14 protein-coding genes are annotated in these 12,421 nt (G+C 69.9%); 3 read left to right on the top strand and 11 right to left on the bottom strand.

The window, feature by feature from the left end; translation table 11 throughout:
• Positions 1 to 25: 25 nt before the first annotated feature.
• The 7 genes from KUM38_RS41215 to KUM38_RS41245 all read right to left on the bottom strand — a co-directional run bounded on the left by KUM38_RS41215 (position 26) and on the right by KUM38_RS41245 (position 5,265).
• Positions 26 to 571, bottom strand: coding sequence for a hypothetical protein (locus KUM38_RS41215; protein WP_254398569.1), 546 nt, complete (start codon positions 569 to 571; stop codon positions 26 to 28).
• A gap of 164 nt (positions 572 to 735) precedes the next feature.
• Positions 736 to 1,110, bottom strand: a complete 375-nt coding sequence (locus tag KUM38_RS41220; RefSeq protein ID WP_217137272.1) for a hypothetical protein — start codon at positions 1,108 to 1,110, stop codon at positions 736 to 738.
• 86 nt (positions 1,111 to 1,196) lie between these two features.
• Entirely contained in the window at positions 1,197 to 2,723 is a 1,527-nt protein-coding gene (locus tag KUM38_RS41225) for a ParB N-terminal domain-containing protein (protein ID WP_217137273.1), read from the bottom strand.
• 144 nt (positions 2,724 to 2,867) lie between these two features.
• Complete coding sequence (locus tag KUM38_RS41230; RefSeq protein WP_217137288.1) at positions 2,868 to 3,362, bottom strand: hypothetical protein; 495 nt, start codon at positions 3,360 to 3,362, stop codon at positions 2,868 to 2,870.
• 49 nt (positions 3,363 to 3,411) lie between these two features.
• Positions 3,412 to 3,900 (bottom strand): hypothetical protein, encoded by a 489-nt coding sequence (locus KUM38_RS41235; protein ID WP_217137274.1) that lies wholly within the window; start codon positions 3,898 to 3,900, stop codon positions 3,412 to 3,414.
• A gap of 125 nt (positions 3,901 to 4,025) precedes the next feature.
• Entirely contained in the window at positions 4,026 to 4,712 is a 687-nt protein-coding gene (locus KUM38_RS41240; protein WP_217137275.1) for a hypothetical protein, read from the bottom strand.
• A gap of 76 nt (positions 4,713 to 4,788) precedes the next feature.
• Positions 4,789 to 5,265: a hypothetical protein gene (locus KUM38_RS41245; protein ID WP_217137276.1), complete on the bottom strand. Its 477-nt coding sequence runs from the start codon at positions 5,263 to 5,265 to the stop codon at positions 4,789 to 4,791.
• 248 nt (positions 5,266 to 5,513) lie between these two features.
• On the opposite strand from KUM38_RS41245, the gene KUM38_RS41250 reads away from it, so the two are divergent.
• On the top strand, positions 5,514 to 5,777 hold the full coding sequence (locus KUM38_RS41250; protein WP_217137277.1) for a hypothetical protein: 264 nt from the start codon (positions 5,514 to 5,516) through the stop codon (positions 5,775 to 5,777).
• Positions 5,778 to 5,786: 9 nt separating this feature from the next.
• Here the strand turns inward: KUM38_RS41250 and KUM38_RS41255 are convergent, their stop codons facing one another.
• On the bottom strand, positions 5,787 to 7,373 hold the full coding sequence (locus KUM38_RS41255; RefSeq protein WP_308409166.1) for an ISL3 family transposase: 1,587 nt from the start codon (positions 7,371 to 7,373) through the stop codon (positions 5,787 to 5,789).
• Positions 7,374 to 7,660: 287 nt separating this feature from the next.
• The gene (locus KUM38_RS41260; RefSeq protein ID WP_217137278.1) at positions 7,661 to 8,551 is read right to left on the bottom strand and encodes a helix-turn-helix transcriptional regulator; all 891 of its coding nucleotides are present in this window, start codon (positions 8,549 to 8,551) and stop codon (positions 7,661 to 7,663) included.
• A gap of 241 nt (positions 8,552 to 8,792) precedes the next feature.
• Between KUM38_RS41260 and KUM38_RS41265 the strand changes: the two genes are divergently transcribed.
• Both KUM38_RS41265 and KUM38_RS41270 read left to right on the top strand, forming a co-directional pair.
• Positions 8,793 to 9,557, top strand: a complete 765-nt coding sequence (locus KUM38_RS41265) for an SDR family NAD(P)-dependent oxidoreductase (RefSeq protein ID WP_217137279.1) — start codon at positions 8,793 to 8,795, stop codon at positions 9,555 to 9,557.
• A 98-nt stretch (positions 9,558 to 9,655) separates the two neighbouring features.
• Positions 9,656 to 10,501: an SDR family oxidoreductase gene (locus tag KUM38_RS41270; RefSeq protein WP_217137280.1), complete on the top strand. Its 846-nt coding sequence runs from the start codon at positions 9,656 to 9,658 to the stop codon at positions 10,499 to 10,501.
• A gap of 454 nt (positions 10,502 to 10,955) precedes the next feature.
• Here the strand turns inward: KUM38_RS41270 and KUM38_RS41275 are convergent, their stop codons facing one another.
• Both KUM38_RS41275 and KUM38_RS41280 read right to left on the bottom strand, forming a co-directional pair.
• Entirely contained in the window at positions 10,956 to 11,393 is a 438-nt protein-coding gene (locus tag KUM38_RS41275; protein WP_217137281.1) for a DUF4259 domain-containing protein, read from the bottom strand.
• Positions 11,394 to 11,447: 54 nt separating this feature from the next.
• The gene (locus KUM38_RS41280; protein ID WP_308409167.1) at positions 11,448 to 12,323 is read right to left on the bottom strand and encodes a transposase; all 876 of its coding nucleotides are present in this window, start codon (positions 12,321 to 12,323) and stop codon (positions 11,448 to 11,450) included.
• Positions 12,324 to 12,421: the final 98 nt, after the last annotated feature.

The following is a 12,421-nucleotide window of genomic DNA, read 5'->3' on the forward strand; positions in this document are numbered from 1 at the left end:
CGAGGCGGCCGGTGGCGGGGGGCGGTCAGTCGCGTGGCGTCGTCGGGTCCGGTTCGGCGGGTTCGGCTGTCTGGCCGGGCCAGTGCCAGGTGCCGTGGTGGAGGTCCGTCCAGCGGTGGGCGCCGTCGGGGTTCCACTTCACGCGGGTGGGTCCCCCGCCGTAGATCGGGTGGGTGCGGCGGATCGCCGCCGGGTAGCCGAGGAGGTGGTCACGGCGCAGGTTGCTGCCGTCCAGTTGCGGTGCCTGGCCGTACAGGTCCAGGGCCTGGAGGACGTCGGCCAGCAGTGCCCATAGCTGGTCGGGGTCCTGGGGCAGGTTGCGGATGCGCTGGTCGGAGGCGGTGATGCGGCGGGCTGCCTCGTCGCCGCGGCGGTACCAGGTGCCGCCGCCGGATACCGCCCGCACGGCCGTGGTCAGCTCCTTCACGTCCGGCGGGGCCGGCTCGCCGGGCCGGGTGAGGATGCGGAACGTCTCGGCCATGGCCAGGTAGTAGGCCGCCTCGTGGGCCGGCTCCAGCGGGCCGGCGTCCGCATCGGCGGGTGATGGCTCGGGCAGGGGCACGCCGCTCATGTCGCGTGCGTACGCTCGGGCGGCTGCAACGGCGTCGGGAGAGATGACCATGGTCGCCTCTGATTTCGTGAACGGTCTGGCGGAGGGGAAGTGGCCGCGCTTGCGCGGCTGTTGGCACCGCCGGGCAGGGCGGTGAGTGCTCTGCCCGGCGGTGCATGGGGCGGTCAGTCCTCGATCAGGTCCAGGCAGGAGACGGGGATGCCGCTGCCGGGCAGCCGGTAGCGCTTGGTCTCCTCCGGGATGCGGTAGCGGTTGTTGCGCAGGTCGGTGCGCAGCAGCCGGGTGGACTCCTCGTCCAGCAGGAAGCCCGCGCGCGTGCCGGTGCGGTTGCGCTCCTGCACGGTGCCGGTCAGGCGGCGCAGGAAGGCCGGGCGCAGCGAGTCGTTGATGCGGGCCCGGCGACCGGCCACGATTCCGTCGTGGGCGGCCTTGTCGAGCTCGCCGAGCCGCCGGGCGGCGGCCTCCTGCACCTGCGCGACGGCTGCCGCATCCGGCAGCTGCCGGATGAAGGCGCGCACCTCGTCGATACCGATGGACATAGTTCTTCCTCTCTGAGGGGAGGGGGGATGACCGGCCGGGCACCGGGCGCGCCCGGCCGGAGCCTTGGGGAAGGGGGGAGGGAGGGTCAGGCGTCGGCGCTGGCGTCGCTGTCGGCGTCGGCGTTGGGTCGGTGGCTGGCGACGGCCTGCTGCTCGACCTCGGACAGCTGGTAGCTGCCGTTGTCGGCCTGGCCGAGGGATTCCAGCAGCAGCAGGTAGGAGGCCTGGAGCGGGCTGGGCGATTCCCACAGGCAGACGTGGGCTCCCCGGGCGGTGTCGAACTGCTTGGGTTCGCGGATGTCGTCTTCGAACGCGGCGGCGACCTGGGCGAACAGCACGTTGGCAAGCCGGTTCTTGGGGAAGCCGGCCGCGACCTGCGACGGTGCCTCCTTCTGCGGGTCGGTGGCCCCCAGCAGCAGCGCCAGGGTCTCGGTGCGCTGCTTGTCGGCCCACTTTCCGTAGAAGCGGGGCAGGTCCAGCACGATCCGCTGGGCGAACTGGCGGGCCTCCTCGGGCAGGGTCTTGCCGCGCACCAGCCGTCTGATGAACTCCTGCCTGGGACCGGCAGCCGCCTTCCATGCGCGGTTGCACGCCACGGTCCGCGCGCGCTCCTCGACCCGGCGCTCGTCTTCCTCGGTCTTGGGCTGCTTGGGCTTGGGGCGCATCTTGTGGCCGTGCGCGGCCGGGTCGACGCAGTGCCACACCGGCCGGTGCTCCTCGTCCAGCCGGGCGCTGTGACCGGGGCAGCCCTTGTGGTTGTCCTCGGTCAGCGGCGCACCCAGACCCGTGGTCAGCTCGGCCAGCGGCCGGGAGGGGTCCTTCTGCCCGTACCCCACCGTCCCCAGCAGCGGGATCCCCGCCGTCTTGAGCTCCTCCACCGCCTTGGCCCGCGCTTCGGCGTCGGCCTGCTCGGCTTTCAGCAGGGCCATTTCCTGGTCCCAGTGACCGCGCCCGCCGCTGCCCTCCTCGTGGTCGCGCTGGAGCGCCCGCAGCAGACGGTTCTCCGCGCCGCGCACGTCGCTGACCTCGGCGAGCTGGGCGGTCTGCTCCAGGTCCATGCCTCCGGCCGTCGCCCGGCGCAGCGTGGCGTCGTCCAGTTTCTGCGCCGCCTTGGCCTGCCTGGCCGCGTTGCGGCCGACCCCCAGCGCCTTGGCGGCCGTGCGGCGGTCGACCTCGCTCATGTCGATCAGGGCCAACTCCTGGGCGCGCAGGGTGTCACGCGCGCTCATGCCCTCACGGTGGTCGTTCTCCACCAGCGACAAAAACCGCGTCCAACCATCGCGGCCGACCAGGTCCTGGCGCACGTACGCCCTCACCGGGCGCACCGGGCGGCCCTCCGCCTCGGCGGTGGCGTTGGCGACCTGCGCGGCCTGCGCGCGCCGCCAGCCCTTGAACACGCCGTAGGTGCCGTCGGGCCGGGGCCGGACGCTGATGGGCTCCTCGACGCCGATCTCCTTCACGGAGGTGATCAGCTTCTCGTCCGGCTCGGTGTCGTGCTCACGGGCGTTGCACTCGTCGCGCACCAGCAGCGCGGCGTCCAGCACAACCACCTGCGTGGTGTCCTCCTCGGGGGTGGCGGGCGTACTGGTCGGGGTCGAGACGGCGGTAGCCATGGGGCTCTCCTTCTCCTTGCCGTAGTGGCGTATCGGAGGTGCTTTGCAGGTCGGGCGACCTCTCGATATCCATAATAGGTACTTCTTTTTGTGGGTCCAGATACCCCCTGACCTGCGGAAATGCGGGCTGCGGGGTGAGTGGGGTCAGCCGAGGTGCGGGGGTCGGCTGCGGGTGTGGGCGGCCCGGATTGCGGCGTCGAAGTCGGGGTGCTGCCGGGCGGTTGAGGGCAGTTGTGCGTTGCGGGCGGCCATGGCCCGGGTGAGGACGTCCAGTTGCTCGGGGGAGAAGACCCAGGGGCCTTGTTCGTCGGCGTCCAGAGTGGCCAGCAGGCTTTCGGCGGTCGCGATGTCCTCGGGGCGCCGGTACACCGGTTGGGTCCGGCTGAGCCGCAGGGCGAGGGCCAGGCCGGCGCCCAGGTGCGGGGCGTGGCAGCGTCGGGTGGGGGTGATCACCTGATGGCCGGCCGGGACGGTGAGGACCTGGAGCACGCCCGCCAGCACGACGAGCCGTTCGTCGCTCTGCACGGGGAAGGTTGCCGCGGTGGCCCGGTTGCCGCAGGATCGGCAGGCGTAAAGGCCTGGGCCCTGGGGCGCGTAGCGGCCCCCGTGGCAGACGTGGCACAGGATCGGGACCGGCATCTCGTATGCCTCCTTCGGGCGGGCGCCGCAGCGCCCGCCCGCGTCGACGTCAGGGGGTTAGGCGGGTGATCTGGCCGGTGGGCAGGTGGACGCGCAGGACGTCCTCGTGCCGGGGCGGGTCCAGCGCCGCGAGCCGGTTGAGCGCGGCGGCCAGTTCCGGGTCGGCGAACACCTCCTCGGCCATCGCCGCCTCGCCGATCGGCACGGCGGTCGCCGTGGTGCTGGTGTGCCGCAGGTCCGGGATCTCCTCAGTGCTGGCGAGCGCCGCGACGAACGGGCTCCACCCGACGCGCATGCCCTCTGCCGTCCGGCGCTCGGCCGTCGTGAAATATGCGGCCACCACCGGGCGGTCGCCGGGCTGCCCGGCCGCGAATGCCGCGACCCGGTCGACCACGACCCGCCGCCACGCCTCCTCGGTGGCCGAGAGGGCTTCGATGGTCAGTGCGTCCAGCGCCCTGGGTGCGAGGCGGCGCAGCGCGTCGCGCACCGGCGACTCGGTCGGCGTGGCCAGCAGTCCGGCCAGTTCGATCGGGTTCATGGGTGGCGTCCTCCTCGTGCGAGGTGGCGGCGGGGCCCGCCGTCCGGGCTGCCGCATCACCAACACTTCCAATAATAGGGTAATTCTGTTGGGTGTGAACCCGCCTCTGACCTGGGGTTTTGCTGCTAGTCGCGGTCGTGGCGCGGCGGCAGCGGAAAGGTGCGCCAAGGGTCGAACCGCGCGCACTGCTCGCAGTAGACGGTCACGCGGTTGGCGGTGCACTCGCCCCATCGGCACTCGAACTGTTCGCGCGGCCCGCACAGCAGGCACCGCCACAGCGCGATGCCGTGCAGCTCGCACGGCTGGTAGCGCTCGCGCTGCGGCAGGGCCTCCAGCGCAGGACGGGGGCGCTCCAGGCGCCTCAGGTCGGCGGCCGGGAAGGACACCTCGCCGTCGCGGACCCAGCGCGGCGACAGCTGCTCGAAGCGCTCGGGCGTGGTGTAGTACGGCTGCCCGACCGGGCTGAACACCAGGGCCAGATGGCCGGCGGAGACCAGGGCCTCCAGACGGTGGTGGCTGAACTCCCGCATCAGGGACAGCATCTCGTCCTGGCGCAGACTCCAGGCGTACCCGAACCGGCGCAGGATGCGCCGCTCGGCGGCCGCCGGACCGCCCTGGGCGGCGTCGAGCGCTTCCACAGTCACCACTGCGGCGGCCGGGTCGGCGGCCAGTTCACACGCCGCAGCCTCGGCGGCCTCGCGGGCGGTGTGGCTGCTGAGCGCGTACCCGTGGAGCTGATCCACCACCTGGTGCGCACCCTCGTGCTCGGCGACGGCGTACCGGACGGACGGCTGGGGACGGCGGCGGGACATGACGGGACTCCTTCTGGTGCGGGCTGCCCCGGCAGGGGCAGCCCAGAGGCAAGGGGGTGGCCTGAGCGAACGGAGGTCAGGTCTGTGGGGCGTACGGGAGCAGTGCCTCAGGTAGAAGCCGAGGTTGTGAGTACAGACCTTCCAGGCCGCAGGGGGCGATCAGACTCCAGGTGAAGGTGCCCGGGACGGCGTGGAAACGCCCGCGCCGGGGATGGGGTCCCATGATGCCGACGCCGTAGACCTCGAGTGAGCCGTCGACGAAGCCGTCTCGCACCACCAGCGGGGTTTTGGGTCCCCACCGGTCGTAGTCCTCGTCGACGACGACGGCGATCACGGGGCTGCGGTCCTCTTCCTCGTGGAGGCAGAAGGTCTGCCACTCGGCGATCTCGGCTATCGCGTCCGCGCGACTGGTGAGCGTGTTCAGGTAGCGCACGCGGTCCCGGTGGTCGGGGACCTTATCGGTCTCATGCAGCCATGCCTCGAACTGGCGTCGTGCGGACGTGCCGACACCCGCGTGGTGGCGGCGCAGAAATCCGAAGGCACGGCCGTCCACGGGTATCGGGTGCCGCTTGGTGCACGCCTCGCAGGTGATGCCGGCGTGACGCAGGGCGCGTTGCAGGCGGGGAAACGGGCGAACCGGGTGCCGCAGTTACAGCACGTATACACCTCGCCGGAAGAAGGGCTGTCCACTGTGATGGTGTGGCAGCGCGGGCACCTGTGGCTTTGTTCACGAGAACGAGGTTCTGGCACACATTCCGTGAGAGTGGTGGACGAGTCTCTTCTGATCGGCAGACTGGGGCGATGCGGATAGAGAGCGTCGTCGGGATCCAGGCAGTCCGGCTCGCCGTGACGATCGGTGCAATCGTCGTTGCTCCGGTTCTGTTGGTCGCCGGGACTCCGTTGCGGCGCCGCATGCTGCGCCGCTACTACCGTGAGGACGGTCCGGGGCTCGTGAGCAAAGAGGACGGTTGGGTGAGCCCGGAGTACTTCGTCGTCACCAATGCGGTTGTTCGAGCCCTCTGCTGGCCGTCGGATTACGTACTCCGACGGCTTCGTCCTGCCTGAGCAGGACGGTCATCGGGCGGCGGTGAGAAGTACCCGTTTCCGGAGGAGTGGGAGCTTGGCGCGGCCGAACATCTGGCGTTTGATCATCTTGATGTGGTTCACCCGGCCTTCGACTGGGCCGGAGTTCCATTGGCTGGTCAGGCCCTGGACGACGGCGTCCCAGTCCTTCTCCAGGCCGGTGGCGAAAGAGTGGAGGTCGGGAAGTGCCTCGGCTCGCGCGCTGGCGACCCAATCCTTCAGATGCTGGCTGGTGCGGGTGGAGAGGATCTCGGCGAAGCTGCGGACGAGACGGTGGGCTGCCGTGAGTTCGGGGCAACGGGTGAGGACTCCAGTCAGCTGCTGGTTCTCACTCTCCGAGAGCCGGTCGGGGTGACGCATGATCCACCTGGTGACTTGCCGGGCCCCTGGTGGCACGGGCCCGACGGCGCGGATGCGACGTCGGCGTCGTGGCCGCAGGTAGTCACTAATGATCTGGTAGCTGCCGCGGTAGCCGAGAGACTGGAGCTCGGAGTGCAGCTGGATCGCGTTGGTGAGTCCTTCTGCCCAGCGTTTGTCCAGGTGGGGCTTGAAAGGGTCGAGCTGGCTGGGTCGTGGTTGCCGCCGGCCACCGAGCAATTCCTCTGGACTTGCCGCACGGGCGCATCGCCGGACCGTGTTCCCGCCCATGTGTAACTCGCGGGCGATCTCCCGTATGCCATGGCCTTGGTCGAGGAGCGTATGGACGAGGGCGTGACGTGCACGGATACGGGCTTCGAACGGTGACATCTCTTTTGCCGGCGGCGGCTCAGTGTCCGGCACGTCACCGGGACCGGAGGCGGGTGATCGCAGGCATCCGTTGTGCCGGCGCACGCCTTGTTCCACCGCGGTGCCGAGGTTCTGCCACAGGTGAAAACGGTCAGCGACCTGGACGGCCTGCGGGGCCCCGGTGCGGGCGCCTTCCGCGTAGGAGCCAGCATGATCTCGGCAGATCACCTCGATGCCAGGATGCTCACGCAGCCATGCGGACAGAGTCCCGGCGTCCCGTCCTGGCAGCAGGCCAAGTGGCTTGCGGGTCTCGCAGTCGATGAGCACGGTCCCGTAGTGCTGCCCGCGGCGGGTCGCGAAATCATCGACCCCAAGCACCTTAGGCACTTTCCAGGCTGGGTCAGGAAGCGCCATCAGCATTCTCAGCAGCATCGTCCGACTGACCACACTGTGCAGGACCACGGCCAGCCGGGCTCCCGCCCGACCGGCGAGCGCGACGGCCACGGCCTCCAGGAGCCGGCGCGAAGCAGACGTCCGTCTCCCATAGCGGAACGTCAGCCCCTCGACCTGCTCGACGAACGTACGACGCCCGCACCGGTCGTTGTCGCAGTACAACCGTCGCACGGTCAGCTCGATCACGACCGGCTGGTCGCCGACCGGGGTATCAGCTAGCCGACGCCCGTAGCAGCTGTGCACACGATCCGACGGGAGCTCACAGTCAGGGCACGAAGCACTGCCATCAAGGGTCCTCGCCACAATGTGCACCACCCCGCACTCCGTGAACACCCGCTCCACCAGCACCCCGTTGAAGTGCGGAAACAGCACCGATATGAGGTCATCACACCGCACCACGGTCCCAGATGACGGCAGGTCACCGTGGCAGAACCCAGGTGATCGTCCTCACGGAATGTGTGCCAGAACCGAGAACGAGCAGCAGATGTTCACTACTTCGGGAGGCAGGAGGACTGGTGACTGTTCGAATCCTCCTGCTGGTGCGAGAGCGTCGAGGTGAGTTCGCTGACTACGGCCTCGGGGAACATCGGTCCAGCGGCGGTTATCAGTGAGAACGATCGTGCGGAACCTCGCCGGGCCGACGTCCCGCTGGGGTTCGGTGCCGTTGCGTGGCGGGAGCTCTCGGGTCAGCCGGCCCGGTGGTGTGTCTCTTCGGGAGCCTGCGGCCGGGAAGCGGAGGTGCCGGTCCAGCTGGCGAGGAGGGCCAGGGCTTCGGCGGAGGGGGAGGCGGGTTCGGGGGTGTAGATGGTGAGGGTCTGTTCGGGGTCGCCTTCGACGGCCAGGACCAGGTAGTCGAGGGTGAGGTCGCCGACGAGCGGGTGGTGGAGGCGTTTGGTGCCGGTGGTGTGGGCTTGGACGTCGTGGTCGGCCCACATGCGGCGGAAGGCGTCGCTGTGGAGGGACAGCTCCCCGATCAGCTCGGTGAGCTGGGGGTCGTCGGGGTGGCGTCCGGCGTACAGGCGCAGCATGGCCAGGCAGTCACCGGCGACCCGCTCCCAGTCGGCGTACAGCGCGCGGGCGGCCTCGTCGAGGAAGACGAAGCGGGCGAAGTTGCGCTCGCGGCGGGGCCGGGCCTCGAAGTCGGTGTAGAGGGCGTGAGCGAGCCGGTTGGCGGCCAGGACGTCCGTGCGTCGCCCCTGCACCACCGCGGGGACGCTGAGGGAGTCCAGGGTCCGGTAGAGGACCGGATGGACCCGTTGAGGGGCGAGGGGGCGCCGGCGGCGGGCCCGGGTGGTGGCGGTGGGCTGAGCGAGGTCGAAGAGGTGAGCGCGTTCGGCCTCGTCCAGGTGCAGGGCGCGGGCGACGGCCTCCAGGACCGTTCCGGAGACGCCCTGGGTGCGGCCCCGCTCCAGACGGATGTAGTAGTCGACGCTGACTCCGGCGAGCTGGGCGACTTCCTCACGGCGCAGTCCGGGCACCCGGCGGGCGCCGCCGTGCGGGGTGAGCCCGGCCTGGCGGGGGGTGATCCGGGCCCGGCGGGTGCGCAGGAACTCACGGATCTCGCTGCTGCGGTCCATGGGTCCACCGTACGGCCGTACCTGGCAGGTCAGCGTGCTGAAAGGGGTACTGGCAGACCCCTGGAAGAGCGGTGCCCTTTACAGCGGCCCACGGGACGTTCGCGGGTGGTTGCCTGGATAGCGGGCCCGGTGCACGGCACCGACCATTCGAGAAGTACGCGCCGTGACGGCCGTCGGAGATCGTCGCTGCCGCCGCCCGCCGTCTGCCCTTACGCCGTACGTCTGAAGAACAGGACCCCCCATGGCTTCGAAACTGACCGACACCGTCGCACTCGTCACCGGCGCGAGCAGCGGTATCGGCGCCGCCACCGCCCGCCGGCTCGCCGAGCACGGGGCCTCGGTGGCCCTCGTGGCCCGCCGCAAGGACCGCCTGGAAGCTCTTGCCGCTGAGATCGGGCAGGCCGGTGGCACCGCTGCGGTGGTGGCGGCGGACATCACCGACCGCCTCCAGGCCGAGGACGCCGTACAGCAGGTCGTCGACCGGCTCGGACGGCTGGACACCCTGGTCAACAATGCCGGCCTGATGCTTCTGGGGCCCGTCGTCGACGCGGATGCCGAGGAGTGGGACCGCATGATCGCCGTCAACGTCCAGGGTCTGCTCTACACCACCCGCGCCGCCCTGCCGCACCTGCTGAAGGCCGCCGAACAGGACCCGCGCCAGGTCGCCGACATCGTCAACATCGGCTCGTACGCCGGGCGCGTGGCGAGCAAGGGCTTCGGCGTCTACAACGCCACCAAGTTCGGCGTGCACGCCTTCACCGAGTCCCTGCGCCAGGAAGTCACCCAGCGCCACGTGCGCGTCGGTGTCCTGGAACCGGGCGCCGTGGAGAGCGAACTGGGCACGCACAACAAGCCCGAAGTCCGCGGTGAACTGATCGACCCCTACTTCGAGGGGACCGAGGTCCTGGCCGCCGAGGACATCGCCGACGGCGTCGCCTACATGGTCACCCGTCCCCGCCACGCCGCCGTCGGTGAGCTGTGGATCATGCCCACCGAACAGGCGTGAACACCTCCACCACCGACCCGCCACAGCCTGGCCAACGCCACCCGCCAACTTCCCCAACCCGCCGGGTGCCGCACGCGGCACCCGAGAAGGAATCCCTCATGAGCAAGGTCATTTTCGTCACCGGTGCCGGACGCGGTCTGGGCACGGACATCGTCCGCCAGGCCCTCGCGGCCGGCCACCAGGTCGTCGCCACCGGCCGCCGCCCCGAGGAGGTCGAGAAGACCCTGGGCGGCCCGCAGGACAACCTGCTGGTCACCAAGCTGGACGTCACCAGCCTGGACGACGCGCACGCGGCCGCTCAGGCTGCGGTTGACCGCTTCGGCCGCATCGACGTCCTGATCAACAACGCCGGGAACTTCTTCGCCGGCTACTTCGAAGAGGTCTCCCCGGAGCACATGCGGCAGCAGATCGAGACCAACCTCTTCGGCCCGATGAACGTCACCCGCGCCGTCCTGCCCGTCATGCGCAGCCAGCGCGACGGCCACGTCATCACGATCTCCTCGCTCGCCGGTCAGGTCGGCACGGAGTTCACCTCCGCCTACGCCGCGTCCAAGTTCGCCGTCGAGGGCTGGATGGAAGCCCTGCACCACGACATCGCCCCGTACAACATCCGCACCACCATCGTCGAGCCCGGCTACTTCCGCACCGAGCTGCTCGTGGACGCCTCCACCACCTGGCCCGAGCCGACCATCGACGACTACGCCGAGCGCACCACCGCCACGGTCGAAGCCTGGAAGAGCATCAACGGCCGGCAGCCCGGCGACCCCGTCAAGCTCGCCCACGCCCTGCTGACCCTTGCCGGCCAGGACCAGCCGCCGCTGCGCTTCGTCGCCGGCGCCGACGCCATCGAGGGCGTCACCGCCAAGGCCCAGGAACTCCTCGCCCAGGCCGAAGCTTCCCGCGAACTGGGCGGCAACCTCGCACACGACGACACCAACGCCTGACACCACCCCACGCACCGGACAGGACAACCGACCCGCCCGGTGCGCGAAGAAGACGCGGTCACAGTCAGCTGACCCGTCCCCGGGCGCGGGCGCCAGTGGTCCCCGGCGCGCTGGTACGGGCCGCCTCTCCCTGGGTGGCGGCCCGTACTGCTGCGCTCGTGTCCCGCCGCTGTCAGGGGTCCAGAGGGTCGGCCCTCCGCTGCGCCATTCGTTCAGTAGGCCCTCGCCCAGATCGATGTCATCGGGGTTCAGGCTGGCCCTGTGCAGATACACCAAGTAATCACCGGAGCCGAAGGCACGGCCGAGAATCGCGCCGTCGACATGGACGCGGCGTCCGCCCTCGGCTCGGGCGGCTGGGCTCGTTCGAATCTTGACGGCCTCCAGGCGCCTCCCAATCTCGGGCTCTGGCTCAACTTCTGTGACACGGCCACTCTCCGTGACTGCGGGTCACCGATTAAATCTCGAACAGGGCGTCCTCTTGTGGCGGGAGCGGAGGGTCAAGGACGTCGCGGAGGCGAGTGATGTCCTGGCGCCACTTCGACCAGTTCGCGGCTTCGGCCCACAGCTCGGCGAGTTCAGACCGGTTGGAGACCACTTGATCCAGGGCGTCGACGGCGAGCATTCGAAGGTCTGCAGGCAACTCCGGTAGCGGCTCTGAAGGGCCATAGTTCGAGCACGGCCGATCACAGTCAGGATGCTGGGCGGCGACCAGGGCCGCCGCGCCCACGGCTCGCTCGCCGTCGTAGATACCCAGGAAGTCCGCGGGCCCGGCGGCACGCTTGAGCACGCCCCGGATCATGGCTTCGCGCTCTTCCAGTGCTGCCTCGTCCAGTTCATCGGCGAAGTCGGCGGCGGTGTCGTTGTCGAAGGGGCCGATGTCCCAGGTGCCCATGTCTCTCCTCGCGCGGTCGTCTGGGGATCGTCGCACTGGCCACTGACAGTGCGCTCAGGAGGCAAGCAGTACCCGCTTGCGCAGGAGGTTGAAGCCAGCGCGTCCATACATCTGCCGCTTGATCATTTTGATGCGGTTGACATGGCCTTCGACTGCGCCCGAGCTCCATGGCAGGGTGAGACCGGCGATGACGGCATCGCGGTCGCGGTCGATGCCGGCGGCAAGGGTATGGAGACTGGGCAGATCGTCCTGCCGGACGGCAACAAGCCAGTCCGGGAGACGCTCGCCCTGGCGCTCGGTCAGCATGACGGCGAAGGCGCGGACGTGTCGGGTGAGCGCGTCGATCTCGGGGCAGTGGGTGCGCACGGTTTTGAGCAGCAGTTGTTCGGGCTCGGGAAGGGTTTCCGGTCGCCGGAGAATCCATCCGGCGACCGTTCGGGGCGAGGGCGGCCGGGCGACTGCCAGTCGTGGGGAAGTGCGCTTCTTGTGCAGGTAGGCGCGGACGCGCTGGTAGCTGCCCTTGTAGCCGAGCGGCACGATCTCTTCCCACAGCTTCCAGGCGTTGGTGCAGCCCTCGTTCCACCGGTCGTCCAAGTAGGGCTTGTAGTCATCGAGGACCGAAGGCCGGTTCTGCCACTGGCCGGTGAACAGCTCCTCCGGAGCCTTGGCCTCGGCGAGCTGCTTGACGGTCCGCCAGGTCATGCCGAGCTGCCGCTGGACAGAGCGACGGCTGTGCCCGGCTTCCAGCAGTGCGTGAACATCGGCGTGCCGAGCCCTTGTGCGGTCGGCGAAACGATGGCCGGTCGGCCATGGCGAGCCAGAGGAATCTTTCTCCGGCGCAGGCTCGGGATCGGGGGCGGGGGCGGCCGTAACAAGGGCGCGGAGGCAGCGGCGGTGCTGAGCGACGGCCCGTTCGGCAGCCTCGCTCACGTTGTGCCAGAGGGTACTGGTGGGCCGTCAGCGAGGTACCTGCTGAGCAGGTCCTTTTCCAACGGCCCCCAGCCCGAACGACGCATGCGACTTTCGCC

The sequence above is a fragment of the Streptomyces sp. AC558_RSS880 genome, assembly GCF_019049255.1.
GTDB lineage: Bacteria > Actinomycetota > Actinomycetes > Streptomycetales > Streptomycetaceae > Streptomyces.

Excerpts from the sequence above, each read along its gene's own strand:
- KUM38_RS41215 (WP_254398569.1), bottom strand. The coding sequence starts at position 571 with ATGAGCGGCGTGCCCCTGCCCGAGCCATCACCCGCCGATGCGGACGCC.
- KUM38_RS41220 (WP_217137272.1), bottom strand. The coding sequence starts at position 1,110 with ATGTCCATCGGTATCGACGAGGTGCGCGCCTTCATCCGGCAGCTGCCG.
- KUM38_RS41225 (WP_217137273.1), bottom strand. The coding sequence starts at position 2,723 with ATGGCTACCGCCGTCTCGACCCCGACCAGTACGCCCGCCACCCCCGAG.
- KUM38_RS41230 (WP_217137288.1), bottom strand. The coding sequence starts at position 3,362 with ATGCCGGTCCCGATCCTGTGCCACGTCTGCCACGGGGGCCGCTACGCG.
- KUM38_RS41235 (WP_217137274.1), bottom strand. The coding sequence starts at position 3,900 with ATGAACCCGATCGAACTGGCCGGACTGCTGGCCACGCCGACCGAGTCG.
- KUM38_RS41240 (WP_217137275.1), bottom strand. The coding sequence starts at position 4,712 with ATGTCCCGCCGCCGTCCCCAGCCGTCCGTCCGGTACGCCGTCGCCGAG.
- KUM38_RS41250 (WP_217137277.1), top strand. The coding sequence starts at position 5,514 with ATGCGGATAGAGAGCGTCGTCGGGATCCAGGCAGTCCGGCTCGCCGTG.
- KUM38_RS41260 (WP_217137278.1), bottom strand. The coding sequence starts at position 8,551 with ATGGACCGCAGCAGCGAGATCCGTGAGTTCCTGCGCACCCGCCGGGCC.
- KUM38_RS41265 (WP_217137279.1), top strand. The coding sequence starts at position 8,793 with ATGGCTTCGAAACTGACCGACACCGTCGCACTCGTCACCGGCGCGAGC.
- KUM38_RS41270 (WP_217137280.1), top strand. The coding sequence starts at position 9,656 with ATGAGCAAGGTCATTTTCGTCACCGGTGCCGGACGCGGTCTGGGCACG.
- KUM38_RS41275 (WP_217137281.1), bottom strand. The coding sequence starts at position 11,393 with ATGGGCACCTGGGACATCGGCCCCTTCGACAACGACACCGCCGCCGAC.